This window comes from Enterobacter sp. 237C8, assembly GCF_034106865.1.
Lineage (GTDB): Bacteria > Pseudomonadota > Gammaproteobacteria > Enterobacterales > Enterobacteriaceae > Enterobacter > Enterobacter asburiae_B.
The window spans coordinates 1,809,684-1,827,952 of the sequence record NZ_JAWNDF010000001.1 but is presented as its reverse complement, the minus strand read 5'-3'; the positions used below and the strand labels follow the sequence as shown (position 1 = coordinate 1,827,952).

Annotated in this window: 19 protein-coding genes; 12 read left to right on the top strand and 7 right to left on the bottom strand. The window is 56.7% G+C overall.

The window, feature by feature from the left end; translation table 11 throughout:
* The first annotated feature begins 3 nt into the window (after nucleotides 1–3).
* Entirely contained in the window at nucleotides 4–195 is a 192-nt protein-coding gene (locus USF70_RS08840; RefSeq protein WP_320735548.1) for a YoaH family protein, read from the top strand.
* Nucleotides 196–201: 6 nt separating this feature from the next.
* On the opposite strand, the gene USF70_RS08835 is transcribed toward USF70_RS08840, so the two are convergent.
* Nucleotides 202–546 (bottom strand): RidA family protein, encoded by a 345-nt coding sequence (locus USF70_RS08835; protein ID WP_008500498.1) that lies wholly within the window; start codon nucleotides 544–546, stop codon nucleotides 202–204.
* A 133-nt stretch (nucleotides 547–679) separates the two neighbouring features.
* On the opposite strand from USF70_RS08835, the gene USF70_RS08830 reads away from it, so the two are divergent.
* From USF70_RS08830 to rnd, 5 genes are all read left to right on the top strand, one after another.
* Nucleotides 680–2,590, top strand: a complete 1,911-nt coding sequence (locus USF70_RS08830; protein WP_039263631.1) for an ATP-dependent DNA helicase — start codon at nucleotides 680–682, stop codon at nucleotides 2,588–2,590.
* A gap of 66 nt (nucleotides 2,591–2,656) precedes the next feature.
* Entirely contained in the window at nucleotides 2,657–3,352 is a 696-nt protein-coding gene (gene tsaB, locus USF70_RS08825; protein ID WP_221702182.1) for a tRNA (adenosine(37)-N6)-threonylcarbamoyltransferase complex dimerization subunit type 1 TsaB, read from the top strand.
* 37 nt (nucleotides 3,353–3,389) lie between these two features.
* Entirely contained in the window at nucleotides 3,390–3,971 is a 582-nt protein-coding gene (locus tag USF70_RS08820) for a Slp family lipoprotein (RefSeq protein ID WP_033145820.1), read from the top strand.
* A 203-nt stretch (nucleotides 3,972–4,174) separates the two neighbouring features.
* Nucleotides 4,175–5,860, top strand: coding sequence for a long-chain-fatty-acid--CoA ligase FadD (fadD, locus tag USF70_RS08815; RefSeq protein WP_023312189.1), 1,686 nt, complete (start codon nucleotides 4,175–4,177; stop codon nucleotides 5,858–5,860).
* A gap of 71 nt (nucleotides 5,861–5,931) precedes the next feature.
* Complete coding sequence (gene rnd / locus USF70_RS08810; protein ID WP_232937772.1) at nucleotides 5,932–7,059, top strand: ribonuclease D; 1,128 nt, start codon at nucleotides 5,932–5,934, stop codon at nucleotides 7,057–7,059.
* 76 nt (nucleotides 7,060–7,135) lie between these two features.
* Here rnd and minE read toward each other — a convergent pair whose 3' ends face one another.
* Genes minE through minC form a run of 3 tightly spaced genes read right to left on the bottom strand, consistent with a single transcriptional unit; the run spans nucleotide 7,136 to nucleotide 8,952 of the window.
* A complete protein-coding gene (minE, locus tag USF70_RS08805; protein ID WP_008500504.1) occupies nucleotides 7,136–7,405 on the bottom strand; it encodes a cell division topological specificity factor MinE in 270 nt (89 codons plus the stop codon).
* A 3-nt stretch (nucleotides 7,406–7,408) separates the two neighbouring features.
* Entirely contained in the window at nucleotides 7,409–8,221 is an 813-nt protein-coding gene (gene minD, locus USF70_RS08800) for a septum site-determining protein MinD (protein ID WP_029742160.1), read from the bottom strand.
* 23 nt (nucleotides 8,222–8,244) lie between these two features.
* The gene (minC, locus tag USF70_RS08795) at nucleotides 8,245–8,952 is read right to left on the bottom strand and encodes a septum site-determining protein MinC (RefSeq protein ID WP_023312186.1); all 708 of its coding nucleotides are present in this window, start codon (nucleotides 8,950–8,952) and stop codon (nucleotides 8,245–8,247) included.
* Between the two features lie 123 nt (nucleotides 8,953–9,075).
* On the opposite strand from minC, the gene USF70_RS08790 reads away from it, so the two are divergent.
* The 3 genes from USF70_RS08790 (at nucleotide 9,076) to USF70_RS08780 (ending at nucleotide 10,592) form a co-directional block, all read left to right on the top strand.
* A complete protein-coding gene (locus tag USF70_RS08790; RefSeq protein WP_029742143.1) occupies nucleotides 9,076–9,351 on the top strand; it encodes a YcgL domain-containing protein in 276 nt (91 codons plus the stop codon).
* Between the two features lie 47 nt (nucleotides 9,352–9,398).
* Nucleotides 9,399–10,058 (top strand): fumarylacetoacetate hydrolase family protein, encoded by a 660-nt coding sequence (locus USF70_RS08785; protein WP_029742142.1) that lies wholly within the window; start codon nucleotides 9,399–9,401, stop codon nucleotides 10,056–10,058.
* A gap of 93 nt (nucleotides 10,059–10,151) precedes the next feature.
* Entirely contained in the window at nucleotides 10,152–10,592 is a 441-nt protein-coding gene (locus tag USF70_RS08780; RefSeq protein WP_033145818.1) for a YcgN family cysteine cluster protein, read from the top strand.
* A gap of 115 nt (nucleotides 10,593–10,707) precedes the next feature.
* Here USF70_RS08780 and dsbB read toward each other — a convergent pair whose 3' ends face one another.
* Nucleotides 10,708–11,238: a disulfide bond formation protein DsbB gene (gene dsbB / locus USF70_RS08775; RefSeq protein ID WP_023312182.1), complete on the bottom strand. Its 531-nt coding sequence runs from the start codon at nucleotides 11,236–11,238 to the stop codon at nucleotides 10,708–10,710.
* A gap of 143 nt (nucleotides 11,239–11,381) precedes the next feature.
* Nucleotides 11,382–12,920, bottom strand: a complete 1,539-nt coding sequence (nhaB, locus tag USF70_RS08770; RefSeq protein WP_047061072.1) for a Na(+)/H(+) antiporter NhaB — start codon at nucleotides 12,918–12,920, stop codon at nucleotides 11,382–11,384.
* 200 nt (nucleotides 12,921–13,120) lie between these two features.
* On the opposite strand from nhaB, the gene fadR reads away from it, so the two are divergent.
* On the top strand, nucleotides 13,121–13,840 hold the full coding sequence (fadR, locus tag USF70_RS08765; RefSeq protein ID WP_023336056.1) for a fatty acid metabolism transcriptional regulator FadR: 720 nt from the start codon (nucleotides 13,121–13,123) through the stop codon (nucleotides 13,838–13,840).
* A gap of 112 nt (nucleotides 13,841–13,952) precedes the next feature.
* Here fadR and USF70_RS08760 read toward each other — a convergent pair whose 3' ends face one another.
* Nucleotides 13,953–15,485, bottom strand: a complete 1,533-nt coding sequence (locus tag USF70_RS08760; protein WP_023293929.1) for a SpoVR family protein — start codon at nucleotides 15,483–15,485, stop codon at nucleotides 13,953–13,955.
* 321 nt (nucleotides 15,486–15,806) lie between these two features.
* Between USF70_RS08760 and USF70_RS08755 the strand changes: the two genes are divergently transcribed.
* Together USF70_RS08755 and dadX are read left to right on the top strand one after the other, a co-directional pair.
* Nucleotides 15,807–17,105 carry a D-amino acid dehydrogenase gene (locus USF70_RS08755; RefSeq protein ID WP_032658462.1) on the top strand — a complete coding sequence of 433 codons (1,299 nt, stop codon included), beginning with the start codon at nucleotides 15,807–15,809 and terminating at the stop codon, nucleotides 17,103–17,105.
* 9 nt (nucleotides 17,106–17,114) lie between these two features.
* Nucleotides 17,115–18,185, top strand: a complete 1,071-nt coding sequence (gene dadX / locus USF70_RS08750) for a catabolic alanine racemase DadX (protein WP_048979608.1) — start codon at nucleotides 17,115–17,117, stop codon at nucleotides 18,183–18,185.
* Nucleotides 18,186–18,269 lie beyond the last annotated feature (84 nt).

Here is an 18,269-nt window from a genome sequence, read left to right as displayed (position 1 = left end):
ACGATGTTTGCAGGTTTACCTTCTCTGAGCCATGAACAGCAGCAGAAAGCGGTTGAGCGAATTCAGGAACTGATGTCCCAGGGGATGAGCAGCGGACAGGCGATTACGGTTGTCGCCGAGGAGATTCGCGCCAGTCATTCCGGCGAGCGGATCGTGGCGCGATTCGAAGATGAAGATGAAGATGAAGAAGAGTAATCGGGCTTACACCGCCGCGATAATCTTAATCTCTACCTTATATTCCGGCTTCATCAGCGTGGCCTGTACGGTACAGCGTACAGGCGCGTGACCCGCCACCACCCATGCATCCCAGGCTTTGTTCATCGCCGCGAAATCATCTTTGTTTGCCAGGAAAATCGTCGCATCCAGAATGCGGGATTTGTCGCTGCCCTGTTTTTCCAGCACCGCGTCAATCTGCGCCAGGGTGTTAGCCGTCTGCTCGAACGCATCCGCATCCAGGTTAGCCGGTACGCCGGTGTAGTACAGCGTCTGGTTATGGATCACCACATCAGACCAGCGGGCTTCGGCATCAATGCGCACAATTGTCATAAACGTTTCCTCGTTATTTTCCGTCGTCAGGCGGCAAGACTGCCATATTGTTCTCGAGTCGTCACTATTTGGGGTGGCACAGGAGAGGATGGGCTGACATAATCCCTGTGCAAAAATACAGTGAGAGAGCACCGTGGCAGACGATTTTTCCCCTGAAGGTCAATTAGCGCAGGCTATTCCCGGCTTCAAGCCCCGTGAGCCTCAGCGCCAGATGGCGCACGCCGTTGCACGCGCCATCGATAAGGCTCAGCCGCTGGTGGTCGAAGCCGGAACCGGTACGGGTAAAACGTATGCTTACCTTGCTCCGGCGCTGCGCGCGAAGAAGAAGGTGATTATTTCCACCGGATCGAAGGCGCTGCAGGATCAGCTCTACAGCCGCGATTTGCCCACGGTGGCGAAAGCGCTTAAATACAAGGGGCGTCTGGCCCTGCTGAAGGGACGCTCCAACTATCTCTGCCTGGAACGTCTTGAGCAGCAGGCGCTGGCGGGCGGTGACCTGCCGGTGCAAACCCTCAGCGACGTTATTATCCTTCGCGCCTGGGCGAACCAGACCGAAGAGGGCGATATCAGCACCTGCGCGAGCGTGCCGGAAGACTCGCCTGCCTGGCCGCTGGTGACCAGCACCAACGACAACTGCCTCGGCAGCGACTGCCCGCTGTATAAAGACTGCTTTGTGGTGAAAGCGCGCAAAACGGCGATGGACGCGGATGTGGTGGTGGTGAACCACCATCTGTTCCTCGCGGATATGGTCGTCAAGGACAGCGGTTTCGGCGAGCTGATCCCGGAGGCGGACGTGATGATCTTCGACGAAGCCCACCAGCTTCCGGACATTGCCAGCCAGTACTTCGGTCAGTCGCTTTCCAGCCGCCAGCTTCAGGATCTGGCGAAAGATTTCACCATCGCTTACCGGACCGAACTCAAAGATACCCAGCAGCTGCAGAAGTGCGCCGACCGTCTGGCGCAAAGCGCGCAGGATTTCCGCTTACAGCTCGGCGAGCCGGGCTATCGCGGTAACCTGCGCGAGCTGCTGGCGGACAAAAACATCCAGCGCGCGCTGCTGCTGCTCGATGATGCCCTCGAACTCTGCTACGACGTGGCAAAGCTCTCGCTTGGCCGCTCCGCGCTGCTGGACGCGGCCTTCGAACGCGCCACGCTCTATCGCGGGCGGCTCAAACGGCTGAAAGAGATTAACCAGCCGGGGTTCAGCTACTGGTATGAGTGCACCTCGCGGCATTTCACCCTGGCGCTCACGCCGCTGACGGTAGCGGATAAATTTAAAGAGGTAATGGCGCAAAAACCGGGAAGCTGGATCTTCACCTCGGCAACCCTGTCGGTGAATGACGATCTGCATCACTTCACGGAACGTCTTGGCATTGAGGATGCGGAATCGCTGCTCCTGCCGAGCCCGTTCGATTACGAAAAACAGGCGCTGCTCTGCGTGCCTCGTAATCTGCCGCTGCCGAACCAGCCGGGTGCGGCGCGCCACCTGGCCGCGATGTTAAAACCGATGATCGAGGCCAACAACGGCCGCTGCTTTATGCTCTGCACCTCTCACGCCATGATGCGTGACCTCGCCGAGCAGTTCCGCGCCACCATGACGCTGCCGGTTCTGCTGCAGGGTGAAACCAGTAAAGGCCAGCTGTTACAGCAGTTTGTCAGCGCCGGAAATGCCCTGCTGGTGGCAACCAGCAGCTTCTGGGAAGGGGTGGACGTGCGCGGCGATACGCTCTCGCTGGTAATTATTGATAAGCTGCCGTTTACCTCTCCGGACGACCCGCTGCTGAAGGCGCGGATGGAAGACTGCCGTCTGCGCGGGGGCGATCCGTTTGACGAGGTACAGCTGCCGGACGCGGTGATTACCCTCAAGCAGGGGGTCGGGCGATTGATCCGCGACGTTACCGATCGCGGGGTGCTGGTCATTTGCGATAACCGGCTGGTGATGCGCCCTTACGGAGCGACTTTCCTTGCCAGCCTGCCGCCCGCACCGCGGACGCGGGACATAAAACGCGCGGTGCGTTTCCTGGCAAACCCAACGGCGGAGTAATTTACCCCGGAGTGTGCTAAGATGCGCGCCATTTTGTGACTGACCCTTGCGAGAGCGCGACGACTGATGCGAATTCTGGCTATTGATACCGCGACAGAGGCTTGCTCTGTCGCTCTGTTGAACGACGGTGCTGTTTCTGCTCATTTCGAAGAGTGCCCACGGGAACACACCCAACGCATTCTGCCCCTGGTAAAAGCCATTTTAACCCAGGGCAACACCTCCTTAACCGACCTCGACGCGCTGGCCTTTGGCCGTGGCCCCGGCAGCTTTACGGGCGTACGTATCGGGATTGGTATTGCGCAGGGGCTGGCGCTGGGCGCCGAACTGCCGATGATCGGCGTCTCTACCCTCGCCACCATGGCGCAGGGCGCATGGCGCATGACCGGGGCAACGCGCGTGCTGGCCGCGATTGATGCCCGCATGGGCGAAGTTTACTGGGCCGAATACACCCGCGACGAGCTGGGCGTGTGGCACGGCGAAGAGACGGAAGCCGTGCTCAAGCCGGAAGCGGTCACTGAGCGGCTGAAACAGCTCTCCGGTGAGTGGGCAACCGTCGGCACCGGCTGGCCGGCGTGGCCAGACATGGCAAACGACACCGGGGTGACGCTGGTAGACGGCAACATGCTGCTGCCGGCTGCGGAAGATATGCTTCCGATTGCCTGCCAGCTGCTCGCGGCAGGAAAAACCGTTGCCGTTGAACACGCGGAGCCGGTTTATTTGCGAAACACCGTTGCGTGGAAGAAACTTCCGGGCCGCGAGTGAATCTCAGTAACAGGAACTGAGAAAAAGGAGTCGCATCATGGCGGTTCGAACTAAAGTAGTACGCCTTATTATGGCAGGCGCAGTTGCCATAGCACTGAGCGGATGCGTTTCCGTTCCTGATGCGATTAAGGGCAGCAGCCCGACGCCACAGCAGGATCTGGTTCGGGTGATGAATGCGCCTGAGCTTTACGTCGGCCAGGAAGCGCGCTTTGGCGGTAAGGTCATCGACGTACAAAACCAGCAGGGGAAAACCCGCCTCGAGATCGCGACCGTTCCGCTGGACAGCGGCGCGCGGCCGGTACTGGGTGAGGCCTCTCGCGGACGTATCTATGCGGACGTCAGCGGTTTCCTCGATCCGGTCGATTTTCGCGGGCAGCTGGTGACCGTCGTCGGGCCGATTACCGGCGCCGTGCAGGGCAAAATCGGCAGCACGCCGTATAAATTTATGACCATGCAGGTCAACGGGTATAAACGCTGGCGGCTGGCACAGCAGGTGATCATGCCGCCTCAGCCGATGGATCCGTGGATGTGGGGTCCACATCCTTATCGTTACGGCTACCCGGGCTGGGGCTGGTATAACCCGGGTCCTGCACAGGTTCAGACGATCGTTACTGAGTAACTTACTGTTATTGTTAGAAAAGAGACAGCGGCTCAGCCGCTGTCTCTGTTTTTTTACGGATAAAACGAAAAAAAAGAGTGACGCGCTTCGCAACCTTAAATCTGAACAATTAATAAACTGGTACGCTGAGTTAATATAATGTTAACAAACTGTTTATTATCGGGGTTGTGATGACGACGAACACTCATTTCAGAGGTGATGCATTGAAGAAGGTTTGGCTTAACCGTTATCCCGCAGATGTTCCTGCTGAGATCAATCCTGACCGTTATCAATCCCTGGTGGAATTATTTGAACACTCGGTAAGGCGCTACGCGGACCAGCCCGCATTCGTGAATATGGGCGAGGTCATGACGTTCCGTAAGCTTGAGGAGCGTAGCCGCGCGTTTGCGGCGTATCTGCAGGAAGGGCTGGGGCTGCAAAAAGGGGACCGCGTCGCGCTGATGATGCCGAACCTGCTGCAATACCCGGTGGCGTTGTTCGGTATCCTGCGAGCCGGGATGATTGTCGTCAACGTTAACCCCTTGTATACCCCGCGCGAGCTGGAGCATCAGCTGAACGACAGCGGCGCGGCCGCGATTGTCATTGTGTCCAACTTCGCCCATACGCTGGAAAAAGTGGTCGACAAAACCCAGGTTAAACACGTCATCCTGACGCGCATGGGGGATCAACTCTCGACCGCCAAAGGCACGCTGGTTAACTTTGTCGTTAAATACGTCAAGCGCCTGGTGCCAAAATACCACCTGCCGGACGCCATCTCCTTCCGCCGCGCGCTGCATGCGGGCTACCGTATGCAGTATGTGAAACCCGAAGTGGTGGCGGAAGATCTTGCGTTTCTGCAATACACGGGCGGGACCACCGGCGTCGCCAAAGGGGCCATGCTTACCCACCGCAATATGCTGGCAAACCTTGAACAGGTGAACGCCACCTACGGGCCGCTTCTGCATCCGGGCAAAGAAGTGGTGATCACCGCGCTTCCGCTGTATCACATCTTTGCGCTGACCATGAACTGCCTGCTGTTTATTGAACTGGGTGGTCAGAACATCCTCATCACCAACCCGCGCGATATCCCGGGCCTGGTGAAAGAGCTGGCGAAATACCCGTTCACCGCCATGACGGGGGTGAACACCCTGTTTAACGCGCTGCTTAATAACAAAGAGTTCCAGCAGCTGGATTTCTCCACGCTGCATCTCTCTGCGGGCGGCGGCATGCCGGTTCAACAGGCGGTCGCCGAGCGCTGGGTGAAGCTAACCGGTCAGTATTTGCTGGAAGGCTATGGGCTGACGGAATGTGCTCCGCTGGTCAGCGTGAACCCACACGATATCGACTATCACAGTGGAAGCATTGGTCTGCCGGTTCCTTCCACCGAGGCCAAACTGGTCGATGATAACGATAACGAAGTCGCGCCGGGCGAGCCGGGTGAGCTTTGCGTCAGAGGTCCGCAGGTGATGCTGGGTTACTGGCAGCGTCCCGATGCGACCGACGAAATCATCAAAGACGGCTGGCTGCACACCGGTGATATTGCGGTAATGGATGACGAGGGCTTCCTGCGCATCGTCGATCGCAAGAAAGACATGATCCTGGTCTCCGGCTTCAACGTCTATCCGAATGAGATCGAAGACGTGGTTATGCAGCACAGCGGCGTACTCGAGGTGGCGGCGGTCGGCGTCCCTTCCGGCAGCAGCGGTGAAGCGGTTAAAATATTTGTGGTCAAGAAAGATCCTTCCCTGACGGAGGAGGCGCTGGTAACGTTTTGCCGTCGTCAGCTGACGGGCTACAAGGTGCCGAAACTGGTTGAATTCCGCGATGAGCTGCCGAAATCCAACGTCGGAAAGATATTACGACGAGAATTACGTGACGAAGCCCGTGGCAAAGTAGACAATAAGGCCTGAGCTTCACGCTAATCGCCCAGACGCCGGTTAAGCCGGCGTTTTTTATGGGCGCAAACAAAAGAGAACCCGTTTTGAATTACCAGATGATCACGACCAACGACGAGCTGGCTTCGCTGTGCGAAGTGACGCGCGACTTTCCTGCCATTGCCCTGGATACCGAGTTTGTCCGTACCCGGACCTATTATCCGCAGCTGGGTTTGATTCAGATGTACGACGGTAAACACGTGTCGCTGATTGACCCTCTCGGCATTACCGACTGGACGCCGATGCGTAACCTGCTGCTCGATACCGCCGTGACGAAATACCTGCACGCAGGCAGTGAGGATCTGGAAGTCTTTCTGAACACCTTTGGCATCATGCCTCAGCCGCTGATTGACACGCAGATCCTCGCGGCATTCAGCAATCGTCCGCTCTCCTGGGGCTTTGCTGCCATGGTGGAGGAGTATACGGGCCTGACGCTGGATAAAAGCGAATCCCGTACCGACTGGCTGGCGCGTCCGCTAACCGAGCGTCAGCTGGAGTATGCGGCGGCAGACGTGTTTTACCTGCTGCCGATTGCCGGACAGCTGATGAAAGAGGCAGAAGCCTCCGGCTGGCTCGCTGCTGCGCTGGACGAATGCCGTATGACCCAGCAGCGTCGCCAGGAAGTGGTTGATCCGAAAGAGGCCTGGCGCGATATCACCAACGCCTGGCAGCTGCGCACGCGTCAGCTGGCATGCCTGCAGCTGCTGGCAGACTGGCGCTTGCGTAAAGCGCGCGAGCGCGATCTGGCCGTTAACTTTGTGGTTCGCGAAGAGCATCTCTGGGCGGTCGCGCGCTATATGCCGGGCAGCCTGGGCGAGCTGGACAGCATTGGCCTTTCGGGCAGCGAGATCCGCTTCCACGGTAAAACCCTGCTGGCGCTGGTCGCCAAAGCGCAGGAGCTGCCGGAAGATGCGCTGCCGGAACCGCTGCTGAACCTGATGGACATGCCGGGCTATCGCAAAGCGTTTAAGGATATCAAAGCGCTGGTGCAGGCGGTTGCAACGGAAAGCAAGCTGAGCGCGGAACTGCTCGCCTCACGTCGTCAGATTAACCAGCTGCTGAACTGGCACTGGAAGCTGAAGCCGCAGAATGGCGTGCCGGAGATGATGGCGGGATGGCGCGGGGAATTGATGGCCGATCGCCTGAATACGCTGCTGGACGGTTACCCGCGATAAAAAAAATATGCCGGGCGATATACCCGGCATATTTCCCCGGTGGCGCTGCGCTTACCGGGGCGGCGAAAACACAAACCTACGGACGCGACTCTTCCGCTTCCGGGAGCGTCACGTTCAGCTCCAGAATCGAAATATCCCCGTCTTTTTGTTCCAGCTGCACCGTGACCATCTCCGGGTCAATCTGCACATATTTACAGATCACTTCCAGGATGTCCTTACGCAGCTGCGGCAGGTAGTGAGGCTCGGCGTCGCTACGACGACGCTCCGCAACGATAATTTGCAGACGTTCTTTTGCGATGTTGGCGGTGTTCTTTTTCCGCGAGAGAAAAAAGTCCAGTAATGCCATAACTTATCCTCCGAACAGGCGTTTGAGGAAACCTTTCTTCTCTTCTTCAATGAAGCGGAAAGGACGTTCTTCTCCCAGCAGACGGTCAACGGTATCGGCGTAAGCTTTACCTGCATCTGCCAATGTATCAAGGATCACTGGCTCGCCCTGGTTAGAGGCGCGTAACACGGACTGATCTTCCGGGATAACGCCCACCAGCTTAATGCGCAGGATCTCCAGCACGTCTTCCATGCTCAGCATGTCACCTTTGTTCACGCGGCCCGGATTGTAGCGGGTGAGCAGCAGGTGTTCTTTAATCGGGTCTTCGCCATTTTCCGCACGACGGGATTTAGAGGCGAGGATGCCCAGAATGCGGTCTGAGTCACGCACGGATGAAACTTCAGGGTTGGTGGTGATGATCGCTTCATCAGCGAAGTAGAGCGCCATCAGGGCTCCGGTTTCGATGCCGGCAGGGGAGTCGCAGACAATGAAGTCGAAATCCATTTTTTTCAGATCGTCGAGCACCTTTTCCACGCCTTCACGGGTCAGGGCGTCTTTGTCACGCGTCTGAGAAGCCGGGAGAATGTAGAGGTTCTCGGTGCGCTTGTCTTTGATCATCGCCTGGTTAAGCGTGGCATCGCCCTGAATGACGTTTACGAAGTCATACACGACGCGACGCTCACATCCCATGATGAGGTCGAGGTTACGCAGACCGATATCGAAGTCGATAACGATGGTTTTCTTTCCCTTCTGGGCCAAACCAGTAGCGATGGCCGCGCTGGAGGTGGTCTTGCCAACGCCTCCTTTACCCGAAGTAACAACAATAATGCGTGCCATAGAAATTCCTTGTTAAAAAGGGATCAATTCAACGGTTGAACGGTCAACGCGTCGTCTGCCAGAAGCAGGCGAGCCGCTTTGCCATAAAATTCGGCTGGGATCTTGTCGCTCAGCCAATATTCACCTGCGATGGACACCAGTTCCGCCGTCAGGTGAGTACAAAATATTTGCGCATCTCGATCGCCACTTGCACCTGCGAGCGCACGTCCACGCATCATACCGTATACGTGAATATTGCCATCTGCAATCAGCTCAGCGCCAGCACTGACGTGGCTTGTAACAATCAGATCACAGTTTGGTGCATAAATGCGCTGACCGGAACGAACCGGCACATCAATCATTCGCGTTTTTGTGACGGTAGTAACGTTTTGCACCGCAGGAGGGGGCGTTTGCACGGCAACGGGTGCCGCTCGCGAGGCTTTTTCTTTGCCCTCATTCAGAAGGGGCAGCCCCGCACGCTCAATTTCCGCTTTCAGCTCAGTATCTTTGCAGCCGCTGATGCCCACGATACGCAGTCCGGTCGAGGAGACGGCCTGCTGGAGAAGTTTCCAGTTAACCGGAGCCTCAAGACCGCTGACGTTGATAACAACAGGGGCGTGCTTCAGAAAGGCGGGAGCCTGGGCGATTTTGTCTTCTAACGCCTGACGAATAACCTCGGGTTTTGCATCATGCAAATGTACCACTGATAAGGTGAAGCTACTGCCTTTAAGCTCGATGGGCGTGTTTGACATCCTGGCCTTACTCAATTTGCTATTAACCGCAACCACTCGCTGCGATATTCCGAAGAGTATCAGGCATGTTATAGTCAGGAGTATATTGAGGCAAGCAACCACCCATTAATTCAGAGTAAAAACATGTTTTGTGTGATCTACAGAAGTACAAGCCGTGACCAGACCTATCTTTATGTCGAAAAGAAAGACGATTTTTCACGCGTGCCTGAAGAATTAATGAAGAACTTTGGCCGACCACAGCTGGCGATGCTGCTGCCGCTCGATGGTCGTAAGAAACTGATTAACGCCGATCTGGATAAAGTGAAAACGGCCTTAGCCGAGCAAGGCTATTATTTACAGCTTCCACCGCCACCCGAGAATTTATTAAAACAGCATCTTGAGGCGAACGGTAAAAAATAGTCTCAACTGTTTTTGGGCACAACACATCAACCGTTTAGGGGTCGACCATGTATCAACATCATAACTGGCAAGGTGCATTACTGGATTATCCCGTCAGCAAAGTGGTTTGCGTGGGCAGCAACTACGCAAAACATATTCAGGAGATGGGCAGCGCGACGCCAGAAGAGCCGGTCCTGTTTATTAAGCCTGAAACGGCGCTGTGCGATATCCGCCAGCCGCTGGCGCTGCCCCAGGGGCTGGGTTCGGTACATCACGAAGTTGAACTTGCCGTGCTGATCGGCGCGACGCTGCGCCAGGCCTCAGAAGAACATGTTAAAAAAGCGATTGCCGGATACGGCGTGGCGCTGGATCTGACCCTGCGTGACGTTCAAGGCAAAATGAAGAAAGCAGGGCAGCCGTGGGAAAAAGCCAAAGGGTTTGATAATTCCTGCCCGATTTCGGCGTTTGTGCCGGTGAGCGAATTTACCGGCGATCCGCAGGACACGCCGCTCAGCCTCAAGGTTAACGGTGAGATCCGCCAGCAGGGCACCACGGCAGACATGATCCATAAGATTGTGCCGCTGATTGCCTACATGAGTCGCTTCTTTACCCTGAAGCCGGGCGATGTGATCCTGACCGGAACCCCAGAAGGCGTTGGCCCGCTACTCAGCGGTGACGAGCTTGAGGTCGGTTTCAACGGCCTGTCGCTGAAAACCCGCGTGCTGTAACCCCATCTTGCCGCCTGAAGAGGGCGGCAAAACTTGCAACAACGTGCCAGACTCGTTATAAGGTGCGCTTTCTTTTGACGTGTGGACATCCTGATGAACGACATCCCTTTCTGGCAAAGCAAAACTCTCGACGACATGACTGACGCGGAATGGGAATCATTGTGCGACGGCTGCGGGCAGTGCTGCCTGCACAAGCTGATGGATGAAGATACGGACGAAATCTACTTCACCAACGTTGCCTGCAAGCAGTTAAACATTAAAACCTGCCAGTGCCGCAACTATGAGCGCCGGTTTGAATTTGAGCCTGACTGCATCAAGTTAACCCGGGATAATCTGCCGACGTTTGAATGGCTGCCGCATACCTGCGCGTATCGCCTGCTGGCGGAAGGGAAAGGTCTGCCTGACTGGCATCCGCTGTTAACCGGTTCAAAAGCGGCGATGCACGGTGAACGTATCTCTGTGCGCCACATTGCGGTGAAAGAGTCCGAGGTGCAGGACTGGGAAGATCACATCATGAACCACCCGACCCGTTAAGATTAAAAAACCCGCCGAGGCGGGTTTTTTATTGTGCGCTGTTGTGTCGGGTGGCGCTGCGCTTACCCGACCTACAAAACCGTAGGCCCGCGCAAGCGAAGCGCCGCCGGGCAAATTAGCGCCCAAAAAGATCGCGTTTCTTCGGTTTGAACGGCTGGGCAATCAGCACCAGCAGCGCCACGACGAAGTAGGCGGCAAAAATGCCCACCAGCCACTGCGGCATCTCCAGCGTCAGGAATTCCCACTGGCGAACGGAGCAGTCACCGGATGCGACAAACACCTGCGGCAGCCATTTGTCCAGCGGCAGCCAGCTTGGGAAGCGGGCGGCAAAATCACAGGTCATAAACGGTGACGGATGCAATTGCATCATGGTGTGCTGCCAGGAGAGTTCAATTCCTTTCCAGGCGCTGTAGATCCAGATGGCAATACCGGCATAGCGAAGCGGCGATTTTGGGGCAATCGCACCCACCAGGCCCGCACCCATAATGCCGAACAGCGCGCTGCGTTCGTAAATACACAGTACGCAAGGTTTCAGTCCCATTACATGCTGGAACCACAGCGCGACCATTTCCAGCGCAAAGGCGGTCAGGGCCATTAACAACCACGCTCCGCGACCGCGGGAGCACTGGTTTAAAAATCTCAACATAATCATTTCCCTGGAACATGCTTAGAAAGCGCAGTGTAAACGAATTCGTTTTTCGCGCCACCTGTACCTGGCGAAATAAAACGTAATTGGATGTTTATCGTGCGAAAAGGCAAACGGGCAGCGAACTGCCCGAGATGCATAGTTTACTGCGCCGCAAGTATACCCGCTTGTACCAGCCATTGCGTACAGGGAATGAGGGTAATTTTGACGCAAAGCAATCCGACGATCGTGAGCACCAGCGTATAGGGCAGCGCCATCCATACCATCCTGCCATAAGAAAGACGTATGAGCGGCGCGAGGGCGGAGGTCAGCAGGAACAGGAAGGCGGCCTGGCCATTTGGCGTCGCCACCGACGGCAGGTTGGTGCCGGTATTGATCGCCACGGCCAGCAGCTCAAACTGTCCGGCGCTGATAACGCCTTGCTCCATGGCCGCTTTGGCCTCGTTGATGTAGACCGTCCCGACGAAGACGTTATCTGAGATCGACGAGAGCAGGCCGTTAAACAGGTAAAACAGCGAGAGCTGAGCATCCGGTGAGGCCTGTAATACAAAGGCAATAATCGGCGCGAACAGGTGCTGGTCGATAATCACCGCCACGACGGCAAAGAACACCGCCAGCAGGGCGGTAAACGGCAGAGCTTCGGTAAACGCCTTGCCAATGGCATGTTCGTCCGTCACGCCGGTAAAGGTGGTGGCGAGAATAATGACTGACAGGCCAATCAGCCCCACTTCGGCAAGATGGAACGCCAGCGCCGCGATAAGCCAGACGCCAATGATCCCCTGAGCAATCAGTCGTAGCGTCTCCTGGCGCGTCCGCTGGCTTCGGCTCTGCACATCGAATTTATGCAGCTCCTGACGAACCGGCTCCGGGAGCTGCGCCCCGTACCCAAAGAGGCGAAACTTCTCCACCAGCAGACAGGTCGCCAGCCCGCAGATCAGCACCGGTACGCTCACCGGGGCCATTCTCAGGAAGAAATCACCGAAGTGCCAGCCCGCCGCTTTGGCAATGATCAGGTTTTGCGGCTCGCCGACCATGGTCATCACGCCGCCCAGCGCGGTACCCACGCCGGCATGCATCATCAGGCTGCGCAGAAACGCGCGGAATTGTTCCAGCACGTCACGGTTATGCGCCTCAACGTGGCTGTCATCCTGCAGGTCCTCATTTGGGCGAGAGGAGGCCACGCGGTGATAAATTCCGTAAAACCCAACCGCGACGCTGATCACTACCGCAACGACCGTCAGCGCATCCAGGAACGCCGACAGGAAGGCGGCGGCAAGGCAAAACGCCAGCGAGAGGAACATTTTCGACGGAATGCTGAGCAGCAGGCGCGTGAAGATGAACAGCAGCAGCTGTTTCATAAAGTAGATGCCGGCCACCATAAAGATCAGCAGCAGAAGCACTTCGAGATTAGACGCCAGCTCTGCTTTGACATGCTCGGCGCTGGTCATACCGACGACGACGGCTTCAAACGCCAGCAATCCGCCCGGCAGAAGGGGATAACATTTCAGCGCCATGGCCAGGGTGAAGATAAACTCCGCCACCAGCAGCCAGCCGGCAATAAAGGGATTCACGCTAAAAATGATGGGATTAACGACCAGGAAAACCAGCAGTATCAGTTTATACCAGTCAGGAGACTGACCTAAAAAATTGCGCCATAGCGCGCGCCCAAAAGAAATTTCCACAACAGACGTCCTTCCCGTCAAGTAAGACAAAACATCAGTATACGCAAAAATCACGGCCTGGAGGCGGATAAGGCTGCATTGTAAATTTCACAAAAATGAAACGGCGATCCCTCTTTTCTCTCTTTGCCGCGCTACCTGCCACTGCGTGCCTCTGGTATGATGAGTCCAATTTGCTAAAGCTGTGTAATGGAAATCTCACTATGGTCATTAAGGCGCAGAGCCCGGCGGGTTTCGCGGAAGAGTACATCATCGAAAGCATCTGGAATAATCGTTTCCCTGCGGGGTCCATTCTTCCGGCTGAACGCGAACTCTCTGAACTGATTGGCGTCACTCGCACCACGCTGCGTGAAGTGCTTCAGCGGCTGGCGCGCGATGGCTGGTTGACGATCCAGCACGGTAAGCCTACGAAAGTGAACAACTTCTGGGAAACGTCCGGGCTGAACATTCTTGAAACGCTGGCGCGTCTTGACCATGAAAGCGTGCCGCAGCTCATTGATAATCTGCTCTCCGTTCGCACCAACATCGCGACGATCTTTATTCGTACCGCTTTCCGTCAGCATCCGGAAGACGCCCTTGCGGTGCTGGCCAGCGCGAACGAGGTGGAAGATCACGCCGATGCTTTTGCCACTCTCGATTACAACGTGTTCCGCGGCCTGGCGTTTGCCTCCGGCAACCCGGTGTATGGCCTGATCCTCAACGGTATGAAAGGGCTTTACACCCGCATTGGCCGCCACTACTTTGCCAATCCGGAAGCGCGTAGCCTGGCACTGGGCTTCTACCACAAGCTGAGCAAGCTCTGTACCGAAGGTCTGCACGATCAGGTTTATGAGACGGTGCGCCGCTACGGTCACGATTCCGGTGAAATCTGGCACCGTATGCAGAAAACGCTGCCGGGTGATTTAGCGATTCAGACTCGCTAAAAGAAAAAACCTCTCATACGAGAGGTTTTTTTTCGCCCGGTGGCGCTTCGCTTACCGGGCCTACAAAACCCGTAGGCCGGGTAAGGCATAGCCGCCACCCGGCAAAAAAACACTACAGCGTATTCAACCGCGCCGGGCAACGTTCCAGCAGCTCGACGCTCCCGTCTTCATTCTGCTGCTCCAGCTGCACGTCAAAGCCCCACAGACGATGCACGTGCTTCAGCACTTCTTTACGCCCTTTATCCAGCGGCGCGCGATTGTGCGGGATATAGCGCAGCGTCAGGGAGCGGTCACCGCGCAAATCGACGTTCCATACCTGAATATTCGGCTCAAGGTTGCTCAGGTTGTACTGGGAAGAGAGGCGAGAGCGGATCTCACGGTATCCCTCTTCGTTATGGATTGCGGAGATCTCCAGATAGTTGTTGCGGTCATCGTCCAGCACGGTGAAGAAGCGGAAATCACGCATGATCTTCGGCGACATAAACTGGCTGATGAAGCTCTCGTCCTTAAAGTCGCGCATCGCAAAGTGCAGCGTTTCCAGCCAGTCAGAACCGGCGATATCCGGGAACCAGTACTTGTCTTCTTCCGTCGGCGACTGGCAGATGCGCTTAATGTCCTGGAACATGGCGAAGCCAAGCGCATACGGGTTTATTCCGCTGTACCACGGGCTGTTGTAGGGCGGCTGGAACACCACGTTGGTATGGCTGTGGAGGAATTCCATCATGAACCGCTCGGTCACTTTCCCCTCGTCGTACAGATGGTTAAGAATGGTGTAGTGCCAGAAGGTCGCCCAGCCTTCGTTCATGACCTGCGTCTGCTTTTGCGGGTAAAAATACTGGCTCACCTTGCGCACGATGCGCAGGATCTCACGCTGCCACGGCTCCAGCAGCGGGGCGTTCTTCTCCATAAAATAGAGCAGGTTCTCCTGCGGCTCGGACGGATAGCGACGCGCTTCGGCGATCGTTTTTTCCTCCTCACGCTTCGGCAGGGTCCGCCACAGCATGTTCACCTGGCTTTGCAGGTACTCTTCGCGGCTCTTCTGCCGGGCTTTCTCCTCCTGCAGGGAGATTTTCTGCGGACGTTTGTAGCGGTCCACGCCGTAGTTCATCAGCGCGTGGCAGGAGTCGAGCAGTTTTTCCACTTCGTCCACGCCGTAGCGCTCTTCGCAGTCGGTAATGTATTTACGGGCGAAGATCAGGTAATCGACGATGGAGCTGGCATCCGTCCAGCTGCGGAACAGGTAGTTATTCTTGAAAAATGAGTTGTGCCCGTAGCAGGCATGCGCCATCACCAGCGCCTGCATGGTAATGGTGTTCTCTTCCATTAAATAGGCAATACACGGATTGGAGTTAATCACAATCTCATACGCCAGCCCCTGCTGGCCGTGCTTATACAGCCGTTCCGTTTCAATAAATTTTTTACCAAACGACCAGTGCGGATAGTTAATCGGCATCCCGACGCTGGAGTAGGCGTCCATCATCTGTTCGGACGTAATGACTTCAATCTGATGGGGATAGGTATCCAGGCGATATAGCTTTGCGACCCGGTCGATTTCGGCGAGGTAAACATCCAGCAGCTCGAAGGTCCAGTCGGGTCCATCGCTCAGACGTGTGTTGTCCTTGTTCAGGGAATCAATAGTAGCCATTAGCGCGCCCTCGTTGTGGGTGCTCTCTCTGTCTGGAGAGCCTCCTTTCAAGCATAGATCAACGTGTTAAAAAGCGTGCTGGGGTAGAAATTTTTTCTTTGCGATTTCGCGTTTTTGATACGGCAAAAAAACGGTATGTCTCAGCATATTATGCTGGTTAAAAATAACGCGCAGCAGGAGATCCCAAATTAGCACTATCCCCTGATGCTGGGGGATGTGTGAGGTAAGTCACCATAAAAAAGTCATATGTTGAATAATATTTTCAACTAGGTTATCAATCTGTAATTAGAAGATTGTTCTTTTGCACATAATGGAGTGGCTATGCGTGTTGTCATACTGGGAAGTGGTGTCGTTGGGGTAACCAGCGCCTGGTATTTAAGTCAGGCGGGACATGACGTAACCGTTATCGATCGTGAATCTGGTCCGGCGCTTGAAACCAGCGCGGCGAACGCCGGGCAAATCTCTCCGGGGTATGCGGCGCCGTGGGCTGCGCCGGGCGTTCCGCTGAAAGCGATTAAATGGATGTTCCAGCGCCATGCGCCGCTGGCCATTAGCCTTGACGGCACGCAGTTCCAGCTGAAGTGGATGTGGCAGATGCTGCGCAACTGCGACACCCGCCACTACATGGAGAACAAAGGGCGCATGGTGCGCCTGGCGGAATACAGCCGCGACTGTCTGAAAGCGCTGCGCGCGTCGACGGGGATTGAGTACGAAGGCCGCCAGGGCGGGACGCTGCAGCTGTTCCGCACCGAGCAACAGTACGAGAATGCCACCCGCGATATCGCCGTGCTGGAAGATGCCGGCGTACCGTACCAGCTGCTGGAAGCCAGCCAGCTTGGTCAGGTTGAACCGGCGCTGGCGGAAGTGGCGCATAAGCTTACGGGCGGCCTGCGCCTGCCGAATGACGAAACCGGCGACTGCCAGCTCTTTACGCAACGTCTGGCGCAAATGTGCGAGCAGGCGGGGGTGAAGTTCCGCTTCAACACCTCCGTCGACAAGCTGCTGTCGGAAGGGGAAAAAATTTACGGCGTGAAGTGCGGCGACGAGGTGATCAAAGCCGATGCCTACGTGATGGCGTTTGGTTCGTACTCCACCGCCATGCTGAAAGGCATTCTCGACATTCCGGTTTATCCGCTGAAGGGCTACTCGCTGACCATTCCGGTGAAAGAAGAGAGCGGCGCCCCGGTGTCGACCATTCTGGATGAAACCTACAAAATCGCCATTACCCGCTTCGACAACCGCATTCGCGTAGGCGGCATGGCGGAGATTGTCGGCTTCAACACCGAACTGCTGCAGCCGCGTCGTGAAACGCTGGAGATGGTGGTGGGCGATCTCTTCCCGCGCGGCGGTTTTGTTGAGCAGGCGACGTTCTGGACCGGCCTGCGTCCGATGACCCCGGACGGCACGCCGATCGTGGGCCGCACGCCGTTCAAAAACCTGTGGACCAATACCGGACACGGCACGCTCGGCTGGACGATGGCCTGCGGATCGGGCCAGTTGCTGAGCGACCTGATTTCCGGGCGCACGCCGGCAATTCCGTTTGACGATTTAAGCGCCGCGCGCTATCAATCGGGGTTTACGCCTTCGCGTCCACAGCACCTGCACGGCGCGCATAGCTAAGGAGTTGTCATGTCCCGTCCTGTTCTGGCCCAGCTGAACCTGCAGGCCCTGAAGGATAATCTGCAAATTGTTCGTCGGGCGGCTCCGGGGTCGCGCGTCTGGTCGGTGGTGAAAGCGAATGCCTACGGCCACGGTATCGATCGTATCTGGAGCGCGCTGAGCGCGACCGACGGTTTTGCGCTACTGAATCTGGAAGAGGCCATTCTGCTGCGCGAGCGCGGCTGGAAAGGGCCGATTCTACTGCTGGAAGGGTTCTTCCATGCGGACGATCTGCCGCTGCTGGATAAGTACCGGCTGACCACCAGCGTTCACAGCAACTGGCAGATTAAGGCGATCCAGGATGCGAAGCTCCATGCTCCGCTGGATATCTATCTCAAGGTGAACAGCGGCATGAACCGCCTGGGCTTCCAGCCTGAGCGGGTGCATACGGTCTGGCAGCAGCTGCGCGCCATGAAAAACGTGGGCGAAATGACGCTGATGGCGCATTTTGCCGACGCGGAAAAACCCGACGGTATTGCCGATGCCATGGTCCGCATTGAGCAGGCGGCAGAAGGGCTGGATTGCCCGCGCTCGCTGTCGAACTCGGCGGCAACGCTGTGGCATCCCGAGGCGCACTATAACTGGGTGCGTCCGGGGATCGTTCTGTACGGTGCGTCTCCCTCTGGCGAGTGGCAGGATATCGCCAACAGCGGCCTGAAGCCGGTCATGACCCTGCGCAGTGAAATCATTGGCGTGCAGACGCTGAAGGCTGGGGACACGGTGGGCTACGGCAGCCGCTACCGGGCAAAGGGCGAGCAGCGGATTGGCATCGTGGCGGGCGGTTATGCCGACGGCTACCCGCGCATCGCGCCGACCGGCACGCCGGTCTGGGTCGATGGGGTTCGCACGGGAACGGTGGGCACCGTATCTATGGATATGCTGGCCGTTGATCTGACGCCATGCCCGCAGGCGGGCATTGGCTCACCCGTCGAGCTGTGGGGTAACGAAATCAAAATTGATGACGTGGCTGCCGCGGCGGGCACGGTGGGGTATGAATTGATGTGCGCGCTGGCACCGAGAGTGCCGGTTGTGACGGTGTAACATATATTTATGTCGGGTGGCGGCTTCGCCTTACCCGACCTACAAAACCCTCGAACGTAGCCCGGGTAAGCGTTAGCGCCACCC